Below are 19,943 nucleotides of genomic sequence, written 5' to 3' on the forward strand. Positions count from 1 at the left end.
TAGGTAAAACTAATTACCTTATCGATTGTATTTGTCTAAACTTACAGGAAAGATATTCTATTGAGAATGCGGGTTATAAAAATTATTTTCCGGGATGAATGAGTTTGCGTATTTTTTGCTGAAGTACTGGTACGACATCGGTATCAAACCATGGATTGCGCTTGAGCCAGCCGCTGTTGCGCCATGAAGGATGTGGCAGTGGAAGTACGGTGCGCCCGGCAGCATTTGGCGTTTCCATAAAGTTGCTCCAGTTCTCCACGGTTTCGGTCAGGCTGGTTTTTCTCCATTCGGGCAAATGATAGGCAAGCGCGTATTGTCCGACAACGAGAATGAATTCGAGCTGCGGCATCGCAGCAAAAACGCGATCATGCCACGTCTGCCGACATTCGCGACGCGGCGGAAGATCGCCGCCATGCTTGTCATAGCCGGGAAAACAGAAGCCCATAGGCACGATTGCAAAAAGCGCAGGATCATAAAACTCCTCGCGCGTTGTGCCCAGCCATTGACGCAGGCGATCACCGGACGGATCATTGAAGGGCAGGGACGTGTTATGCACGCGAATGCCCGGAGCCTGCCCGCAGATCGCAATGCGCGCGGTATCCGAGATGGTGCAGACCGGATTGGGCTCGTGTGGCAAAGGCGGCAGAAACAGAGGCGTGTCGCGGCAAATCCGGCAGTTTTTTATGGAATGGCTGAGTTGTTGCAACTGGTCCATGCAGACCATTCTACTCCCCTGGATCAGATGTTTAAAAAGCGGAAGATGATCTTCCTTATATAGTCAATCAATCCGCGTGTTCCATCAAACGCTGGCACATCATGGCTGGTTTCCGCTCCCGCATGTGGCTTTTGATGCGCCTTGCGCCATTGATCAGGCATTTCAAAACGACCAGCCCATATTCCGCGTTTGTGGCGCCGGGCTTCGGCTTCTTCAGTTCTGTAGTCGCCATAAGAAATAGCCCAGCCTTGTTCCACCATCCACTGGTTGAGATTGGCCTCACCGCGATAGCATCGGCCAAGAGTACGCCCAAATTTATCGAAGCCATGTTTCTCGCACCGAATCGCTGCTCCATCGGTTTTTGTGCGCAGCGCATTACGGGCGTCTCTGCCGCAAAGGTAGTCATGACCAGCAATCTGACAGCTTTGCTCCATCTCCGGTGCATCGATGCCCAGAAGGCGAATATGAGCCTTATTGAGAACGAGTGTATCGCCATCAATCACATAGACGCTGCCCGAGAGCGATTCCTGTGGCTGACGGTTGGCCGGAAGATATACAATGATTGCAATAAGCGTAAAAAAGATGAGCAAAGTTAAGAGGATACTGCGTATAGCGCGCCCTCTCACTGGCTTCCTTCGCGGGTAGGGTCGCCTGTAGCTGCGCCATTTGCCGGTCATTTTTGATGCCCCCGTCTCGTGCGGGATCATAACCCAAGTCCAGCGCCGGGCGAAATCGATCTAAATTTGCTCAAACAAAACATCGCAATTTATTGGGGATGAGAAGAGTCCGTTTGTGTTGATTCAGCAACAGTCTTTACTATTGCTTTAGGTTAGAAAGCAGGAAGGTGCTTTCTGCCCATTTCCCGCCACAAAGGCGCGTCACCGCTAAGGAAAGGCGAAAGTGAATAACGACTTCGGAAAGCTTTGGTTTCATCAGGACAGGAAGAAATGAGGAAAGACGCATTGTTTAACAACGATCCGTTTTCGGGCAGCGAAAAGACTGCACGGTCTTCCTATCTTTTTTTTGGTAAAGTTCGAGCTTTTTTCGGTCAAGATCAGGTCGCACTGTTGACGAAAAGACAGTGCAATTTGTCACTTATGTTTTCCACGTCCAACCATTGTGAAAGACCCGCGTTGTGATGCGTATTCGCAGTTTTTCATATCCCCTTATTGCCGCGGCACTTGGACTGGCGATTGCCTGTAACAGCGCACTGGCTTTTGACCTGAACGATGACTCTGAAAAGTCGCGGAGCCCGTTCGAACTCTTCAAGTTCGGTTTCTCTGCTTATAAGAGCGGTCACAAGGACGAAGCTATCAAAGCGCTGCGTTATGCTGCTGAACGCGGCCATCAGGGCGCGAAATGGAAGCTTGCGCGGATGTATGCCGATGGCGACGGCGTGGCTGAAAACGACTATGAAGCGTATCAGATTTTCGAAAAAATCGTCCGTGATGGCGCGGAGCCGGGTTCGGAGAACGAACCCTATGTCGCGGATGCGCTTGTTGCGCTTGCAGGCTATGTGAAGCGCGGCATTCCAGGTTCTCCAGTCAATGCCAACCCCAAGTTTGCACGTAATCTCTATGTGCAGGCTGCATCGAATTTCGGTGATCCGGCTGCGCAGTATGAACTGGGCAAGATGCTTCTTGATGGTGAGGGTGGAGAACCCAACCCAATGCAGGCCGCCCGCTGGTTCCAGCTTGCAGCCAAGAAGGGCAATGCAAGTGCGCAGGCAATGCTTGGCAATATGCTGTTTCAGGCTGGCAAGACCGTTCGTGGCCTTGCCCTGCTGACGGCTGCCTTTGAGCGCTGTTCGTCAGAAGATTGCTCGTGGATTCGCGATATGCAGGAGCAGGCTTTCTCGATCGCTGGTGAAGCGGATCGTCGCAATGCAATTGCGTTGTCCAGCAATATGACGGCCAAGGGCGATTTCTGATAAATTTAAATCGGCCTCATGATCAGAGTGCTAATGTAACCGTGACCGGAACATGATCTGACGGCTTTTCCCACGCGCGGACATGTTTTTCGATGTCAGTTGCAACGAAATGGTTCGCCGCTTCTGGCGACAGCATCAGATGATCGATGCGAATGCCGTTGTTTTTCTGCCATGCACCAGCCTGATAGTCCCAGAATGTATAGAGCCCCACATCATCGGTTGCCGCACGCACGGCTTCAGTAAAGCCCAGATTTTCAAGTCTGCGCAAAGCCTGGCGTGATTGCGGCTGAAACAGCGCGTCGCCTAACCATTGTTGCGGGTTTTGGGCGTCATAGGGTTCAGGGATCACGTTATAGTCGCCTGCAAGAATCAGCGGCTCTTCCAGCTCAAGCCTGTTCTTCGCCCAGTTTTCGAGGCGCTCCATCCATGAAAGCTTATAGGAAAATTTTTCCGTATCGATCGGATTGCCGTTGGGTAGATACAGCGACACGACACGAAGAACGCCTTTATCAGTCGAAAAGACGGCTTCGATAAAGCGGGCCTGTTCGTCGCTTTCATCGCCGGGAAGTCCGCGATTGACCTCGTCAGGTGATTTTTTGGAAAGAATGGCAACGCCATTAAAGCCTTTCTGGCCATGCGTCTCGACATGATAGCCAAGCGCTTCAATCTCCAGTCGGGGGAACAGATCGTCCACCGACTTGATCTCCTGAAGACAGGCAATGTCAGGTGATGTTTCCTTCAGCCAATGCTGGAGGTTTTCGATGCGCGCTTTGACGCCGTTAATGTTCCATGTCGCGATTTTCATGATCAAATGATTAGGCGCAAGAGACGGCGAGGGCAAGCGCTGCTCCCTCTCCATCACAGAATTTCGCCTTGGCTCGATAATTATTCAAATGCCATTTGTATTGCTGCTTTCGCGTTCCTATCTCCATAAAACCGTAGCTAAACAGGAGATTTGAATGTTCGACGCCAAAAAGCTTCTTGACCAATTTCTGGGGTCGCAAATACCGGGTACGTCAGGAAGTGTTCGTGACAAGGCAGGGCAGGTCACTGATCTCGCAAAGAAAAACCCCTTGGCTACGGGGGCAATTGCCGCGGCAATTTTGGGCACAAAAACCGGGCGCAAGCTTGCCGGTAATGTAGCGACTGCTGGCGGCATTGCAGCGATCGCCGGTCTTGGCTATCTCGCTTACAAAAATTATAAGTCAGGTCAGCAGCCGCAGGCAGCCGGGCAACCAGTGGCAAAAGAACCGGAATTACTTCCGCCACCGCCAGCCGATTCTCCGTTTCATCCGCAATCTCCCACAATGAGCAATAGTTTTGCACTCACACTCATTCAGGCGATGATTGCAGCCGCGAAGGCTGACGGTCATATCAATGATGCAGAGCGTGCCCGCATTATGGAAAAGGTGCAGATTTCTGGGCTCGACAACGAAGCGGAAGCTTTCTTTGAGAAAGAACTTGCTCAGCCAGTCGATATTGATGCGCTGGTTGCAGCCGCGCAGACCGAAGAACAGAAGGTCGAGCTTTACACCGCTTCCCGCTTGACCATTGATCCCGATAGCCGTGCAGAACGGGGATATCTGGACATGCTTGCCGGGCGCCTTGGTCTGCCGGATGCGCTGGTCGATCACATCGATGCGACAGTTTCATCCGTCAAAGCCTGATAAAGAAAAACCGGCTGCACAGAGCGGCCGGTTTCCCTTTTCAAATTGTAGACCTGATCAGATCGCAAAGCTTGTTCCGCAGCCGCAGGATGCGGTGGCATTCGGATTGCGGATCTGAAACGATTGTCCCATCAGATCATCAACAAAGTCGATTTCCGATCCATCCATGTAAGGCACGGAAATGGAATCGATGAGCACCTTGGCACCAAGCTTTTCAATAACGATGTCATCGTCGGATTGATCATCTACAAGATCATATTTGTACGAGAAGCCGGAGCAGCCGCCGCCTTCGACCGAAACGCGAAGCGCAGTCTTGCCCGGTTCAGAACCGATAATTTTTGCGATCCGCTTGGCTGCGGATTCAGAAACGGTAATATCTGTCATCTGCCTTGTTCCGCTTGCAATTGCACTTGCCCAGTTGGAATTTTCGAAATTCACGACCAACGCATACTTGCCTTCATGTTTAGCTGATAGCTATGAACGCGAGGTGTGGAAGTCAATGTCTACCTGAATTTAGCGTAATCATATTACAGTGAGGAATGCATCGCAATGTCCCCGGAAGGAATTGGGTCACTTGACGGAATAGGCTTCGGTTATCGTGACCGAGCACCCTATGCCAGCAATCCGATTTTGAGCCGTGGACGGCTGGTGCCGGAGCCGGAAAGCGCCACACGAACGCCGTTTCAGCGCGATCGTGACCGAATCATACACTCAACCGCATTTCGCCGTCTCAAGCATAAAACGCAGGTCTTTATCGCGCATGAAGGCGATCATTACCGAACCCGCCTGACCCACACAATTGAAGTGGCGCAGATCGCGCGCGCGCTGGCACGTGCTTTGCGGCTGGATGAAGATCTCGCCGAAGCCGTAGCGCTCGTGCATGATTTTGGCCACACGCCTTTTGGCCATACCGGCGAAGATGCCCTGAATGAGCGCATGAAGCCCTATGGCGGCTTTGATCACAATGCGCAGTCTTTGCGTATCGTGACCAAGCTTGAGCACCGTTATGCGGCTTTTGACGGTTTGAACCTCTCATGGGAAACGCTGGAAGGGCTTGTCAAACACAATGGTCCGCTGATTGGTCCTTTTGCGAGCCATTCGGATGAACCGGTTCCGCTGCCAATTCTTGATTTCAATGCACGCTATGATCTTGAATTGTCGCGCTTTGCGAGCCTTGAAGCACAATGCGCGGCAATCGCCGATGATATAGCCTATAATGCGCATGATATTGACGACGGTCTCCGCTCCGGTTTGCTGACGCTTTCAGGTTTAGACGAGGTGCCCCTGACCAGAAGGCTTCTGGATATCGTCAGAACCCGCTATCCGGGGCTTGATCCGGTACGCACAGGCCATGAGCTTGTGCGTCGGCAAATCACCGTCATGGTTGAGGATGTGATCGCTGAGTCGCAGCGCCGCATCGCAGGCGCCAATCCGCAGACGCTTGAAGATGTGCATGCCCAGCCATGTGCCCTTGTTGGCTTCTCGGAGACGATGCGGGATGAAGAAAAAGCCCTCAAGCGCTTCCTGTTCAAAAATCTGTATTTTCATGAAAGCGTCGTGGTGCGCAGACATGCAGCAGATAAAATCGTACAGGATCTGTTTGATATTTGCTTCAATGATCCATCCATCATGCCTGCCGAGTGGCAATCGGGCTGTGAAACGCTTGATGAGGCGGGCAGGGCACGCCGTATTGCCGACTATCTCGCCGGCATGACTGACAATTATGCCGTGCGCGAACACCGACGATTGTTTGACCATACACCCGATTTAGCTTAATCGGGTCCTCACGAAGTGGGTTGTGGCGCTTAGATGCGTCAAAGTCTCCGCTATTTTTATGACGAGCCAACGCCGGAAACCGCAACAATTGCCGGACGGAAGCCTGACAGGACGAACCATGAATATCTTTGCAGATTTCGACGCACGTATCAAAAAAACGTTGCAAGATATTGATCTGAAAGCGAAAGATGGCGGCGAGCTTGATTTGTCGCGTATCAGCGTTGAACCTCCACGAGATGCGACGCATGGTGATATTGCAACCAATGCGGCCATGGTGCTTTCCAAGGCTGTCGGCCAGAATCCGCGCGAGCTTGCAACTGCAATCGCCGAAGCGCTGAAAGGTGACCCGGACGTTGCGACCGTCGATGTGGCGGGCCCAGGCTTTATCAATCTTCGCCTGAAAGATGTCTATTGGCAGCGCGAATTGGCCGCGATGCTGAATGAAGGGACAGACTTTGGACGTTCGAAGCTCGGCAATGGCACCAAGGTCAATGTCGAATATGTTTCGGCCAACCCCACAGGTCCGATGCATGTTGGCCATTGCCGTGGCGCGGTCGTCGGTGATGTGCTTGCAAATCTGCTTAAATTTGCAGGCTTCGACGTCACCAAGGAATACTACATCAACGATGCGGGCGCGCAGATCGATGTGTTGGCCAATTCTGCAATGCTGCGTTACCGCGAAGCGCTCGGTGAGACGATTGGCGAGATTCCAGCCGGTCTTTATCCGGGTGACTATCTGGTGCCGGTCGGCGAGGCGCTTGCCAAGGAATTTGGCAAGAAACTTCTGGAGATGCCCGAAGAAGAAGCGCTTGTGCTGGTGAAAGAGCGCACGATCAACGCGATGATGGCGATGATCCGTGCCGATCTTGAGGCGCTCAATGTTCATCACGATGTTTTTTATTCGGAACGCAAGCTTCACGCCGATCACGCGCGTATTATTCGCGCCGCCATCAATGATCTGACGTTGAAGGGCCATGTCTATAAGGGCAAACTGCCGCCGCCAAAAGGCCAGCTGCCGGAAGAATGGGAAGATCGTGAACAAACCTTGTTCCGCTCGACGGAAGTCGGCGATGATATTGACCGTCCGCTGATGAAGTCCGACGGCTCCTTCACGTATTTTGCGGCTGACGTTGCTTACTTTAAAGACAAATATGATCGTGGTTTCAATGAGATGATCTATGTGCTGGGCGCAGATCATGGCGGCTATGTCAAGCGTCTCGAAGCCGTTGCTCGCGCTGTTTCCGATGGCAAGGCGAAGCTCACTGTGCTGCTTTGTCAGCTTGTAAAGCTATTCCGCGACGGTGAGCCGGTCCGCATGTCGAAGCGTTCGGGTGAATTCATCACACTGCGCGAGGTGGTGGATGAGGTGGGGCGCGATCCTGTGCGTTTCATGATGCTTTATCGGAAGAACGATGCGCCGCTGGATTTTGATTTTGCGAAGGTGACTGAGCAGTCCAAGGACAACCCGGTCTTTTATGTGCAGTATGCTTCGGCGCGTTGCAATTCGGTTTTCCGGCAGGCCATTGACCAGCTCGGGCTCGCGGATCTGGATCGCGTTTCGCTTGGTGCACATCTTCACAAGCTGACCGATGAGAGCGAAATTGCACTTATCCGCAAGCTTGCAGAATATCCGCGTCTGATCGAATCTGCCGCGACCCATCAGGAGCCGCATCGTCTGGCTTTTTACCTTTATGATCTTGCGAGCGCACTTCATTCGCAATGGAATAAAGGCACGGAAAACTCAGACTTACGTTTTATTAAGGTTAACGATCCAGAATTGTCTCTAGCAAGGCTAGGGTTGGTACAGGTGGTTTCCGATGTGCTGACGTCCGGTTTGACAATAATCGGTGCAGATGCTCCGACGGAAATGCGCTAAGACGGTTTCGTTACCCGCAAGATCAACAAAGGTTTTGTGCGGGGGTGGATAAGTCAAAAAGATGGAAGATCAGCGAATGTACAAGTCGTCGATCTTCCTTCAGGTGCAGAAAACTTCCGTCAACTTTTGCCCACATTGCCTCGCTACAATTTAGTGTATCGAGACGTCTTGTGACGTCCAGGGTTTGAGTTAGGAACACACCATGACGGACAGCAGTGCTAATTCCCGTAATTACGGCGAGCGTCCGCTGCACGAAGACGATCCGCTAATGGAGCTTTCGCGGATCATGGATTTCGGAGCGCCTGCTGATAACAACATTGCGCGAAACAACGACGCGCGCGAGCCGAATTTTGATTCTGCTGATGATGCGCTTTCCTTTGATCTCGAACGCGAGTTGTTGGGGGATTTCGGCGACGTTTCAGAGCCCGAAGAATACGCAATACCATTTTCGCAATCGCCATCTTACGACACGCCTCCCTATCAGAGTGCCGAGCCTCAGCGTGCCGAAGACGATCTCGCATTGGCGCTGGATGAAGAGCTTGATCTTGGTCTCGATGCAAACGAGCAGCTTTCACCTGGCGAATCTTATGAGTTCGTGGAGTCCGTTCGTTCAGACGCCAGCGCGGCTTACGTTTCGCAACATGTGGCGCAGGACGATGTGGATTATCGCCCCGCTGCCGATCAGCAGTCCGAAGCACCTTATGGCGATGCATATTTGAACGAACCGGAATTGAATGCAGCGTTTGGCGATAATTGGGAAATCCCGTCATCCGAACCGTTTGAACGCAGTGCTGCTGGCGAGCCTGTTCATCAGTCTTTGTCGCTTGAGGACGAGCTTGAAAATTTGCTTTTCAGTGACGATCCACGTTCTACCGTCGAAAACCAGTCAACCTATGGGAATCAGCCAGAGCAGGCTGCATCTTTTGCGCCGCGCTATGAAGACAGCGTTGCAGAAGCACCGTCTTATGCAGAGCCTGCCCGATATACAGAGGCTGAGCCTGTTTTCGATAACTCTCAGCTTGAAGACCCGCAAGCCTATGAGCCTGTAGAACAGGCAACAAGCTTCGCGCCTGAATCTTATGATGCACCGCAAAGCACATCGCAGGAACCTGTCTACCCGCATTACACCCTGAGCAATTTCGCACCGGGTGGCGCAACGGCAGGCGTGCTTTCAGCCGAACCTGTTCGCGCAGCTCATGCTGGCTATGAAGATGAGCCAATTGAACTGGCTGATGACTTCTCATTCGACGAAGATTTCTCACTGGAAAGCGAACAAGGTTTCACGTCTGTTGCTGCCGAAGCAACTGAGGATGAACTGTCTGGCCTTGATGACATTTCGTTCAATGAAGATGATTTTGGATTTGAAGCTTCCGGTGATGTTTCGTCACCGCCTGTGGTCGAAGACGAGAATATCTTCACTGAAGAAGATTTTTTCATCGAAGACGATCTCGATTTGGCGCCGGAAATTGCCGACGAGCCTGTTTACGCGCATGCGACCTATAATGAACAGGAACAGACGACAGCGCCTTCCTTTACCAATTATGCCGATCCGCGTTCGGCTTTTGCCGCACCTGCTCCTGAAATCGAAACTTTGAGCGTGGCTGACAGCAAGGTTGAGCAAACCCATTCGCTTGATTTGCCTGACGTGAATTACGGCGAAGAAGATCCAGCCGCTTCACTGACCGATCTTGAAGCCGAGTTCGCCGAAGTGTTCAGCACAATCGATGTTGATGACACTGCGGCAAAAACAGAAGTCCAAAGCGAAGCTGATCGGGCTTTTGAAGATATTTTCCGTGAAAGCGCTTCGTCCTACCTGCCAAATGCCGGCTTAGCGGCAGGGGCCGCCTTGGGTGCCGGAGCAGCGGCGGCGGCTTACGGCCGTTATTCCGCGCCACAGGACACTGTGTCTGAAACAAGCGCAAGCCAGGATGATTTCTATAATCATTGGGCCGCACAGGGCGCGCAGACAATCAAAAGTGAAGATTTGGGCACGCGTGCATCCATGCAGCCTGAAGATGATCTGGGCCGAGCATCTGAAGCTTATCTCAACCGTCCGGTGCGTGGGCGTCGTGGCCTCATTCTTGCAAGTGTTGCCGGCATTGCCGTGCTCATTGGCGGTATTGGCTATCATTTCATTGGTGGCAGCGGATCGGGTGAGCCTGTTGTGATTCGCGCCGATAACCAGCCGATCAAGGTTCAGCCGGAAAATCCGGGCGGTGCGACGGTGCCTAATCAAGATAAGGCCGTTTATGATCGCGTTGCAGGCACATTGCCGAATAGTCCTGAACAGCAGACTTTGATTTCTTCGGGCGAGGAGCCCGTTGATCTCGGCGCGCAGGATAATGATGTTGGCACGAACGATTCTCCAGAGCCAAATCAAAGCGCTGAGGCGCCTGCTAGTTCCGGTCAGGATGCGCCGCTGATCAAGACGCGTGAAGTTCAGACCATGATCGTTCGTCCAGATGGCACGATTGTCCAGCCACAGGAACAAGAACCCGCACCGAAACAGGCTACAGCAACAAATGATTCGTCGCCGATTGCGCCGCCTGCTGAAACGGATGAGATCGCTGCAATTGCAGCAGGCAGCCAGCCACCGCAATCAACGGTGAACACGCCAGCAGCCCAACCGGCACCGACTGTGCAAACACAAGCTGCCCCAGCAGTACGTGCACCCGTTGTGCCGTCCCGTCCGGCTGCACAACCAACGACGATTGTCGGCAATGTTCCTCAGCGCACACCGGCTGCAGCACCTGCTGCGGCGCAGGTCGCGTCTGCCGCGGTCGGGGGCTATTTCATCCAGATCGCCTCACAACCTTCTGCGGAACTCGCACAGAAGTCTTATGCCAATATGGCGCAGCGTTATGGCAGCGTCATCGGTGGTCGTGCAGTGGACATCAAGCGTGCCGACATTCCGAACAAAGGGACGTATTACCGCGTGCGCGTTCAGGCTGGCTCCAAAGAAGAAGCAAATGCACTGTGCGCCCGTTTCAAGAGTGCGGGCGGTAGCTGCTTTGTGACGCAATAAGTGTTGCAAAACATGCTTTTTGAAGAGGGCGGCATTGGCCGCCCTTTTTCATATGCTACCATAGAGTAGTTTTTTGGTCTAAATCTCCCCAGACCCCAAGCGCAAACAGATCGAAGGAATGTTGCATGAAAGAGTGCAAGGCGTGGATCGCCGGTGTGGCGGGAACGAAGCTTACGCCCGACGAGGTGGCCTTTTTCCGCAATGAAAGGCCGTGGGGTTTTATTCTCTTTGCACGCAATGTGGAAAGTCTGGAGCAGGTCGCGGACTTAACTGCGCAATTGCGCGATGTGACAGACCGCCCGCAAACACCGATATTTGTCGATCAGGAAGGTGGCCGCGTCCAGCGCCTTCGACCACCGCTTGTTCCGAATTATCCTGCGGCAGCAGAAATTGGTGCGATTTATGATCGCGATGCCGATGCTGGCCTTCGCGCCGCATGGCTGCATGCGCGCCTTCATGCCTTCGATCTTTTGAAAGTCGGCATCAATGCTGATTGTTTGCCGGTTCTCGATGTTCCGATTGAAGGCGCACATGATGTCATTGGGGCACGGGCCTATTCCAAAAACCCGTATAATGTTGCTGCGATGGGCCGCGCTGCTGCCGAAGGATTGCTGGCTGGCGGTGTCTTGCCGGTCATCAAACATATGCCGGGCCATGGCCGCGCCTTCAGCGATACCCATAAGGAACTGGCGCGCGTGGGGGCGCCGCTTTCCGAATTGGTCGCACATGATTTTGTACCGTTCAAGGCGCTGAATGATCTGCCAATGGCTATGACAGCGCATGTGATCTTCGATTGCATCGATCCAAAGTGGCCATCCACTTTGTCGCCAACGGTGATCAATACGATCATTCGCGATGTCATTCAGTTCGACGGACTGGTCATCAGCGACGACATTTCCATGAAAGCTCTGTCGGGCGATCTGGGCGATATTGCCGAAGGTATTACCAATGCGGGCTGTGACATTGTTCTTTATTGTGCGGGTGTGATGGAAGAGCTGGTGAAAGTTGCAGCGCGCGTGCCGGTGCTTGAAGGCAAATCCCGCAATCGTGCCGACCTCGCAGAGGTTTATGCTGGCGACCCCGATCTTTCGGATGAGGAAGAATTGCGCGAAGAGTTTGGGCAAATGTTCGGCGTGGTCGCTTAAACAATGAAGCTTGGTCGATCAGCCTACGAACAATAGCAGTCAGGAAAAACGGGTGGCTCAATCGGTAACCAACACAAGTGGCAAAGACGGTACCAACGTGCCGATGGATACACTGTGGCAGGGCGAAACCGACCGCGCTGAGAACGAGCCTTCACTGCTGATTGATGTGCAGGGCTTTGAAGGCCCGCTTGACCTGCTGTTGCATCTTGCGCGCAATCAACGAGTTGATCTGTCACGCATTTCCATCTTGGCGCTTGCTGAACAATATCTGCACTTTGTTGAGCAGGCGCAGGCGCTTCAGCTTGAGCTTGCCGCCGATTATCTCGTGATGGCGGCGTGGCTTGCTTATTTGAAATCCAAGTTGCTGATCCCGAAGCAACACGATGACGATGAAGCGACTGGAGAGGAACTGATTGCGTCGCTGCAATTCCGCCTCAAGCGGCTTGAAGCCATGCGGGATGCTGCCGCAAAGCTCGTAAACCGCAATCGTCTGGGCCGCGATGTGTTCGCCCGTGGCATGCCCGAATTGGTCGTGGTTGATCGCTCCAGCCAGTTTTCGGCTTCATTATATGAATTGTTGACAGCCTATGCCTCGCAACGGCAGCGGCAGGCCGTCTCCCATGTCCAGATTGAAAAGCGTACTGTATGGTCTTTGAAGGAAGCGCGGGGTGCGCTCGTGCGTCTGATGGGGGCAAGTGCAGACTGGGTCGCTCTTGATCATTTTCTGATCCATTATGCGCTGACGCCGCAGGAGAGGGCTTCCGCTCTCGCGAGTTCTTTTGCCGCAAGCCTGGAACTGGTGCGTGAAGGCAAACTGGAAGTACGGCAGAATGCACCTTTTGAGCCAATCTATATGCGCGCAGCACATGGATTGCGCGAACTGGATGAGGACGACAATGTCTGAAGCGGAAATCTCAAGGGATGGTGATGACGATAGTCAACATCCGACTGATACTACAGCGCTTGCGGAAAATGCCCGTGTGGTGGAAGCCATAATCTTTGCATCAGCAGAGCCTGTTTCCGAACGGGCTCTTGCGGAGCGCCTGCCTGCCAATGCCGATATTCCCGCGATCGTGTTGCATCTTCAGAAAATCTATGAAGGGCGTGGTGTTCATCTGGTTCAGGTGGGGGCAGCATGGGCTTTTCGCACGGCTCCCGATCTTGGATTTCTTCTGAGCCGGGAGACTGTGCAGCAGCGCAAGCTTTCGCGTGCGGCAATGGAAGTGCTTGCAATTATTGCCTATCATCAGCCGGTAACACGCGCAGAACTTGAAGATATTCGCGGTGTTGAAACCTCCAAGGGCACGCTTGATGTGCTGATGGAAACAGGCTGGATCAAACTCCGTGGTCGTCGCCGGACGCCGGGACGCCCGGTGACTTATGGCACGACCGACGCCTTTCTCGACCAGTTCGGCTTGCCGGAGATTCGGGATTTGCCGGGTTTGGAAGAATTGCGTGGCGCGGGGCTTTTGTCAGCGCGCATACCATCAGGATTTAGTGTTTCCGTTCCCAATATTGACCCGGATGAACTAACCGATGATGAAGAGCCACTCGAAGATATTGATCTTGAAGGGCTGGGATTGCTTGCGCCGCGTGCAGAGTGAAATGCGCGTTTCCCGAAAATGGGAACAGGGCATGCATAAACAAAGATGAAGGCGGTTTGCTTGATTTGAATAAGATACGGCACACTTTCGAAAGTCGAGATTGAGCAAATAAAATCAATCTAACAGCGCTCACCGCCATACTTCCGTTTGAAAGATTTGTTGAAAGCGCTTAAATCATAGTCAGCAATACAGGAATAAGCCGTGATTTCACGGCAATGAGAGGAATAAAATGGGTAGCTTTTCTATCTGGCACTGGCTGATCGTTCTTGCAGTTGTGCTGCTTCTGTTTGGCCGTGGCAAGATTCCTGAACTGATGGGCGACGTTGCCAAGGGTATCAAGAATTTTAAGCAGGGCATGTCTGAAGAAGACGCTGCTAAGGAAGACGCCAAGACCGATACACGTACAATTGATGCCAAGGCGGAAGAAACCGTCAGCGATGTCAAAAAGACGACAAAGTCCTGATCTGTCGTGAAATTGTGCTGTGATTATTCAAATCGCGGCATATTTTCCATAATAATATGCGGTTTTCCGCCGAAAGACGGGACGCGCGCGATCAAAGCGCGGAGTAGCAAAATATGTTGGATATCGGTTGGTCTGAACTGCTGATTATCGCGATCGTCATGATCGTGGTGGTTGGGCCAAAAGATTTGCCGAAGATGCTCAGAGCTTTTGGCAAAGCGACGGCGCGTATGCGTTCGACAGCGAATGAATTCAAACATCAATTCAATGAGGCTTTGAAAGAAGCTGAACTGGAGGATGTGAAGACTATCGTTGATGAGGCGCGTAAGCTCAATCCACGTTCCAAACTGACGGAAGTGTTTGACCCGATTCGCAGTGCTGGCGAAGATATTCGCGCTGGCCTTCAGTCCACAACATCCATGTCTCCGCCTGAACCTGCAAAAGTGGCCGAGGTTGCAATGCCGGTCGAAGCCACCGGTGCTACGGTTCCCGTTGATGCGCCTGTTGAGGCGGCTGTGATCAAGCCAAAGGCAACGCGCAAGAAGGCTTCGCCTGCAGTTTTGGCTGAAAAGCCAGCTAAGACGAAAGCGACAGCGGCAAAGCCTAAGACCAGCACCAAAGCAGAATCCGTTGCAAAGCCTGCTGCGCCGAAGAAGGTATCTGCGGCCAAGCCTGCAGCAAGCAAGCCCACGAAAAAGACGACTGAAAAGACAGGAACCAAAGCGTGAAACGGGATGAGGCCGAAATTGAACAGAGCGCCGCACCTCTGCTCGAACACCTGATTGAACTGCGTCGTCGCCTGATCTGGGCGATTTTGGCGTTCTTTATTGCTTTTGTTTTCTGTTTTGCTTTTGCAAAACATCTCTTCAATCTGCTCGTCGTGCCGTATCAGTGGGCAATTGACTGGGCGGGTATGGATCGTTCAAAGGCTGAACTGATCTACACCGCTCCGCAGGAATTCTTCTTTACGCAGGTCAAGGTTGCCATGTTTGGCGGCGTTGTTCTGGCATTCCCGATTATTGCTGCGCAGATTTACAAATTCGTTGCGCCTGGCCTCTACAAGCATGAGCGTATGGCGTTCCTGCCTTTCCTGATTGCTTCGCCGATTCTGTTCCTCATTGGCGGCGCGCTTGTTTATTTCTTCTTCACTCCGATGGTGATGTGGTTCTTCCTGGCGATGCAGCAGACCGGCGGTAACGGGGAAGTGCAAATTTCGCTTCTGCCGAAAGTGTCTGAATATTTGAGCCTCATCATGACGCTCATTTTTGCTTTTGGTCTCGTGTTCCAGTTGCCTGTTATAACCAGCCTTCTGACACGTGCGGGTTTGCTGACTTCGGAAGGGCTCAAAGACAAACGAAAATACGCAATTGTTATCGCGTTTGTGGTTGCTGCGGTGCTCACACCTCCCGATCCTGCCAGCCAGATCGGTCTTGCCATTCCGACGATCCTTCTCTACGAGATTTCCATCATATTGGCCCGGATGATTGAGAAGCAGCGGAGTGAGGCGAAAGAAGACGCTGAGGACAGCGCTTCCTGATCCGGACATATGCTAAACAGAGGCTGCAACCCGGCAGCCTCTCTTGTTGTTAAATTTCAAGAAACGGCTTTTCCCATGCTCGATATCAAATGGATTCGCGAAAACCCTGAAGCTTTCGATGCAGCGCTTGCAAAACGCGGAGCAGGGGCAGTCTCGTCCGAACTGATCGCGCTGGATGAAAAGCGTCGTGAGCATGTTGGCAAGGTTCAGGCTGCTCAGGAGCGCCGCAATGCTGCTTCCAAGGAAATCGGCAAGGCTATGGCCGAGAAGGATGCAGCAACGGCTGATAAGCTCAAGGCCGAGGTGGGTGAGCTGAAGGCGTTCCTCACGGAAGCTGAGGAAACAGAACGTCGTTTGGTGAAAGAACTCAATGACGCGCTCTCAAGCCTTCCAAATGTGCCGGCAGATGATGTGCCACTCGGCAAGGATGAGGCGGATAACGTTGAAATCCGCCGTATTGGCAATCAACGCAATTTCTCGTTCACACCAAAAGAGCATTATGAGTTGGGTGAGGCGCTCGGTTACATGGATTTTGAGCGCGCGGCCAAAATTGCCGGTGCCCGTTTTACCGTTTTGAAAGGTCCACTTGCGCGTCTTGAACGTGCTTTGGGCCAGTTTATGCTTGATCTGCACACCACAGAGCATGGCTATCTGGAAACCATGCCGCCACTGATGGTGCGCGACGAGGCTGTTTATGGCACGGGTCAGTTGCCGAAGTTTTCGGAAGACCTGTTTCGCACGACCGATGGCCGCTGGCTTATTCCAACCGCCGAAGTGCCGCTGACCAATCTGGTTGCGGACGAAATCGTTGATCTCAAGTCGCTGCCACAGCGCTATACAGCCTTAACGCCTTGCTTCCGTTCGGAAGCCGGTTCTGCCGGTCGTGATACGCGCGGTATGTTGCGTCAACACCAGTTTCTTAAAGCGGAAATGGTGTCGATCACCGATGCAGAAAGTTCGACCGCCGAACATGAACGCATGACAGCTTGTGCGGAAGAAGTGTTAAAACGCCTCGGTCTGCCATTCCGCACCGTGGTTTTGTGCACGGGCGACATGGGCTTTGGTGCGCAGAAGACTTACGACATTGAAGTCTGGATGCCGGGCCAGAATGCCTATCGCGAAATCTCCAGCTGCTCGGTATGCGGCGATTTTCAGGGACGTCGCATGAATGCGCGCTATCGGCCGGAAGGGGAGAAGACCACGCGCTTTGTTCATACGCTTAATGGTTCGGGTGTCGCTGTTGGCCGTGCACTGATTGCTGTTATGGAAAATTATCAGCAGGAAGATGGCAGCGTTCATATTCCTGAAGCATTGCAGCCCTATATGGGCGGCCTCACGCGCATCGAAAAAGCCGCGTGAATTTAAACAGTTAATGACCTGAATGAAGGAGAGACGACGTGCGAATTCTGCTGACGAACGATGATGGTATCCATGCTGAAGGCCTCGCAGTTCTGGAGCGTATCGCACGCCAGCTCTCTGATGATGTCTGGGTAGTGGCACCGGAGACTGACCAGAGCGGTCTCGCACACTCGTTGACGCTTTCGGAGCCGCTTCGCCTGCGCCAGATCGATGACCGCCATTTCGCACTGCGTGGCACGCCCACTGATTGCGTGATCATGGGTGTGCGTCATGTTCTCCCGGAAGCACCGGACCTCATCCTGTCCGGTGTCAATTCGGGTGCCAACATGGCCGACGATGTGACTTATTCGGGCACGGTCGCGGGAGCCATGGAAGGCACACTTCTTGGCGTTAAATCGATAGCACTCTCGCAGGAGTATGAATACGAGGCCGACCGCCGGATTGTTCCGTGGGAAACAGCAGAGGCCCATGCGCCTGCTCTTATCAAAAAGTTGATTGAGGCCGGCTGGCCGGAGGGCGTGCTGCTCAATATTAACTTCCCGAATTGCGATCCCGACGACGTGAAAGGCACATGCGTGACCGGGCAGGGTAAACTCAGCCACGACGCCCGTCTTGATGAGCGCCGAGACGGTCGTGGCTTTCCCTATTTCTGGTTGCAGTTTCGCCGCGCCAAATCTGAAGTTGCTGTCGACAGCGATATAGCTGCTATTCGCAATGATCATATATCTGTAACACCGCTTCAGCTTGATCTGACAGCGCATAAGGTTCGGGCTGATCTGAGCAAGGCACTTGGGGTTGAAGCATGAATCAGGCTGTGTCTGAACGCCCGCAGCTTTCGGACAGGGAAGGATTTGCATCCTTCGTCATGCGTATGCGAGCGCGGGGAATCAATGATCCCCGCCTCTTTGCAGCCATTGAATTAACGCCGCGACAGAGCTTTATGGGGTCGGCGTGGGGACATATGGCATTCAGCCAGCGGACTGTGCCGCTTGATTGCGGAGAGTATATCGAAGGCATCGATGATCAGGCTCGCGTGATTGCGGCTTTGCAACTCGAGTCGGGCCATCGTGTTTTGGAAATCGGCACCGGCTCCGGTTTTACAGCGGCAGTCATGGCGACGCTTTCGGGCCGTGTCACGACTGTTGAGCGTTATCGAAAATTATGTGACCGCGCCTTGCAGCAATTTGTAACGCTCAAGCGTGAAAATATCATGGTTAAACACGCTGATGGACGCCATGGCATGCCCGGCGGGCCGTTTGATCGCATCGTGATATGGCTTGCCTGCGAAGATATTCCGCGTCATTTCGTTGAGCTTCTGGCAACGCACGGTGTGCTTATCGCACCGATCGGGCCTGGCGACGGCCAGCAGGTTATGACGCGCATCGCAAAGGTTGGAAGCCGCTTTGAGCAGGAAAATATTATGCCTGTGCGCTATCAGCCATTTATTGAAGGCCTTTCCTCGGTTTTATGACGACTGCGAAGCTCTGGCGATTTCGCGTCGGAATGGCTTTTCGCGCTTATGGTATTTAATTGGTGAATATTTTTTCGAAGAAAGAGGCCTTCTTAACCAGCGAGTAACATTAACGCGTTTTAATGAGTCCAAGTGAGTTTTAGAGTATGGGCGAGTTGAACATGCGTTTTCCGATATTGCAGCATACGTCCGAACGTCTTCTGCGGAATGCAGCGATCGTTCTGATTGCCGGTTTTGGTGCAGGGTGCAGCGCCGATACAATGCGCTTCACGGATGGTCTTTATACCGGCTCCACGCCTAACCAGCGCGTCGTGCAACAGTCAGCCAGCGATAATTATGCGCCGGTGGCGGCTGCGCAACCTGTTTCAAGCGGGTCGGTTCAGCGCAACAGTTTGCCGCCGGTTTCTTCTGCACCTGTTGCCGCGGCGACAGCACAGACAAAGAATCAGATTAATCAGGCGCAAAATGTTGCTGCCAATAAGGTAAACAGTGCTGGAACGCAGATGGCGAGTGCCGCGGGCACTGCAGTCAACGCAAATTCCAAAGTTCTTGGGCAGTTACCGGCCACAGCAAACGGTGTTCCGCTTCCGGCTGCTAACCATGTCACGACGCCTCCGGCGCAAGCTCCGGTCGCAGCAGCGAAGACTGTTGCAGCGGGTGGCTATACGGTCAAGTCTGGCGATTCGCTTTATTCGATTGCGCAAAAGCACAATGTTCCGGTCGAGACGCTCAAGCAGGCGAATGGTCTTACCAATGGTGCAATCCGTGTCGGTCAGTCTCTGACAATTCCATCGGCAGCGGGTGGCACAACACAGGTTGCAGCAGTTGCACCCCAGCCGGTAAAACCAGCTACAGAAGCACCTGTGAAAACAGCTTCGATTGCACCGAATGAAGCATCCAATGTGAAGCCTTATACGCCGCCGCAAGCGAGCAATAAGGTGATCGAAGACGCTGAAAAGGATCAGTCAGCAGCACCATCTTCGACGGGCATCTCTCAGATGCGTTGGCCAGTTCGCGGTCGCGTTCTTGCAAGCTTTGGCCAGCGTGAAGGGACGTCTGTCAATGACGGCATCGACATTATGGTGCCGGAAGGCACCGCCGTTAAGGCCGCCGAAAATGGCGTCGTTATCTATGCGGGCGATGGCTTGAAGGAGTTTGGTCAGACGGTTCTGATTCGCCACGACAATGGTCTGGTGACGGTTTATGGCCACAACAGCCAAATTCTCGTGCAGCGCGGACAGAAGGTTCGCCGCGGTGAAGACATTGCAAAATCCGGCATGAGCGGCAACGCGAAATCGCCAAAGCTGCACTTTGAAGTGCGCAAGAATTCTTCGCCGGTCAATCCATCCAAGTATCTGGAATCCTGATAGGAATTTCA

Annotated in this window: 19 protein-coding genes; 15 read left to right on the forward strand and 4 right to left on the reverse strand. The window is 53.0% G+C overall.

The features are described from left to right. Positions 1 to 82: 82 nt before the first annotated feature. Together OPR82_RS06005 and OPR82_RS06010 are read right to left on the reverse strand one after the other, a co-directional pair. A complete protein-coding gene (locus OPR82_RS06005) occupies positions 83 to 715 on the reverse strand; it encodes a uracil-DNA glycosylase family protein (protein WP_396996706.1) in 633 nt (210 codons plus the stop codon). Between the two features lie 23 nt (positions 716 to 738). Beyond that, positions 739 to 1,392, reverse strand: coding sequence for a thermonuclease family protein (locus OPR82_RS06010; RefSeq protein WP_265983615.1), 654 nt, complete (start codon positions 1,390 to 1,392; stop codon positions 739 to 741). A gap of 461 nt (positions 1,393 to 1,853) precedes the next feature. Between OPR82_RS06010 and OPR82_RS06015 the strand changes: the two genes are divergently transcribed. Then, a complete protein-coding gene (locus OPR82_RS06015) occupies positions 1,854 to 2,645 on the forward strand; it encodes a tetratricopeptide repeat protein (RefSeq protein ID WP_265983616.1) in 792 nt (263 codons plus the stop codon). Positions 2,646 to 2,667: 22 nt separating this feature from the next. Here the strand turns inward: OPR82_RS06015 and xth are convergent, their stop codons facing one another. Beyond that, on the reverse strand, positions 2,668 to 3,450 hold the full coding sequence (xth, locus tag OPR82_RS06020) for an exodeoxyribonuclease III (protein WP_265983881.1): 783 nt from the start codon (positions 3,448 to 3,450) through the stop codon (positions 2,668 to 2,670). 154 nt (positions 3,451 to 3,604) lie between these two features. Between xth and OPR82_RS06025 the strand changes: the two genes are divergently transcribed. Beyond that, on the forward strand, positions 3,605 to 4,312 hold the full coding sequence (locus OPR82_RS06025) for a tellurite resistance TerB family protein (protein WP_265983617.1): 708 nt from the start codon (positions 3,605 to 3,607) through the stop codon (positions 4,310 to 4,312). 57 nt (positions 4,313 to 4,369) lie between these two features. On the opposite strand, the gene erpA is transcribed toward OPR82_RS06025, so the two are convergent. Then, on the reverse strand, positions 4,370 to 4,696 hold the full coding sequence (gene erpA, locus OPR82_RS06030; protein WP_007874671.1) for an iron-sulfur cluster insertion protein ErpA: 327 nt from the start codon (positions 4,694 to 4,696) through the stop codon (positions 4,370 to 4,372). Between the two features lie 165 nt (positions 4,697 to 4,861). On the opposite strand from erpA, the gene OPR82_RS06035 reads away from it, so the two are divergent. From OPR82_RS06035 to dipM, 13 genes are all read left to right on the forward strand, one after another. Further along, positions 4,862 to 6,088 carry a deoxyguanosinetriphosphate triphosphohydrolase gene (locus OPR82_RS06035; RefSeq protein WP_265983618.1) on the forward strand — a complete coding sequence of 409 codons (1,227 nt, stop codon included), beginning with the start codon at positions 4,862 to 4,864 and terminating at the stop codon, positions 6,086 to 6,088. Between the two features lie 118 nt (positions 6,089 to 6,206). Beyond that, positions 6,207 to 7,964, forward strand: a complete 1,758-nt coding sequence (gene argS / locus OPR82_RS06040; protein WP_265983619.1) for an arginine--tRNA ligase — start codon at positions 6,207 to 6,209, stop codon at positions 7,962 to 7,964. A gap of 202 nt (positions 7,965 to 8,166) precedes the next feature. Continuing rightward, the gene (locus OPR82_RS06045) at positions 8,167 to 10,989 is read left to right on the forward strand and encodes an SPOR domain-containing protein (RefSeq protein WP_265983621.1); all 2,823 of its coding nucleotides are present in this window, start codon (positions 8,167 to 8,169) and stop codon (positions 10,987 to 10,989) included. 125 nt (positions 10,990 to 11,114) lie between these two features. Then, the gene (gene nagZ, locus OPR82_RS06050; RefSeq protein ID WP_265983622.1) at positions 11,115 to 12,134 is read left to right on the forward strand and encodes a beta-N-acetylhexosaminidase; all 1,020 of its coding nucleotides are present in this window, start codon (positions 11,115 to 11,117) and stop codon (positions 12,132 to 12,134) included. 103 nt (positions 12,135 to 12,237) lie between these two features. Next, complete coding sequence (locus OPR82_RS06055; protein ID WP_396996704.1) at positions 12,238 to 13,038, forward strand: segregation and condensation protein A; 801 nt, start codon at positions 12,238 to 12,240, stop codon at positions 13,036 to 13,038. Continuing rightward, the gene (gene scpB / locus OPR82_RS06060) at positions 13,031 to 13,738 is read left to right on the forward strand and encodes an SMC-Scp complex subunit ScpB (protein WP_265983626.1); all 708 of its coding nucleotides are present in this window, start codon (positions 13,031 to 13,033) and stop codon (positions 13,736 to 13,738) included. Before OPR82_RS06055 ends, scpB begins: the two co-directional genes overlap by 8 nt. Positions 13,739 to 13,967: 229 nt before the next feature. Further along, the gene (locus tag OPR82_RS06065; protein ID WP_265983627.1) at positions 13,968 to 14,201 is read left to right on the forward strand and encodes a twin-arginine translocase TatA/TatE family subunit; all 234 of its coding nucleotides are present in this window, start codon (positions 13,968 to 13,970) and stop codon (positions 14,199 to 14,201) included. 113 nt (positions 14,202 to 14,314) lie between these two features. Continuing rightward, on the forward strand, positions 14,315 to 14,926 hold the full coding sequence (gene tatB / locus OPR82_RS06070; RefSeq protein WP_265983628.1) for a Sec-independent protein translocase protein TatB: 612 nt from the start codon (positions 14,315 to 14,317) through the stop codon (positions 14,924 to 14,926). Continuing rightward, on the forward strand, positions 14,923 to 15,735 hold the full coding sequence (gene tatC, locus OPR82_RS06075; RefSeq protein WP_265983630.1) for a twin-arginine translocase subunit TatC: 813 nt from the start codon (positions 14,923 to 14,925) through the stop codon (positions 15,733 to 15,735). The genes tatB and tatC overlap by 4 nt, the downstream gene beginning before the upstream one ends. 75 nt (positions 15,736 to 15,810) lie before the next feature. Beyond that, positions 15,811 to 17,094 (forward strand): serine--tRNA ligase, encoded by a 1,284-nt coding sequence (gene serS, locus OPR82_RS06080; protein WP_265983632.1) that lies wholly within the window; start codon positions 15,811 to 15,813, stop codon positions 17,092 to 17,094. Positions 17,095 to 17,132: 38 nt separating this feature from the next. Continuing rightward, positions 17,133 to 17,900 carry a 5'/3'-nucleotidase SurE gene (gene surE, locus OPR82_RS06085; RefSeq protein WP_265983634.1) on the forward strand — a complete coding sequence of 256 codons (768 nt, stop codon included), beginning with the start codon at positions 17,133 to 17,135 and terminating at the stop codon, positions 17,898 to 17,900. Then, complete coding sequence (locus OPR82_RS06090; protein ID WP_265983636.1) at positions 17,897 to 18,565, forward strand: protein-L-isoaspartate(D-aspartate) O-methyltransferase; 669 nt, start codon at positions 17,897 to 17,899, stop codon at positions 18,563 to 18,565. Before surE ends, OPR82_RS06090 begins: the two co-directional genes overlap by 4 nt. 146 nt (positions 18,566 to 18,711) lie before the next feature. Further along, positions 18,712 to 19,932, forward strand: coding sequence for a cell division endopeptidase DipM (gene dipM / locus OPR82_RS06095; protein WP_265983637.1), 1,221 nt, complete (start codon positions 18,712 to 18,714; stop codon positions 19,930 to 19,932). Positions 19,933 to 19,943: the final 11 nt, after the last annotated feature.

Origin of the sequence: Ochrobactrum chromiisoli (assembly GCF_026241335.1) — a bacterium.
GTDB lineage: Bacteria > Pseudomonadota > Alphaproteobacteria > Rhizobiales > Rhizobiaceae > Brucella > Brucella chromiisoli.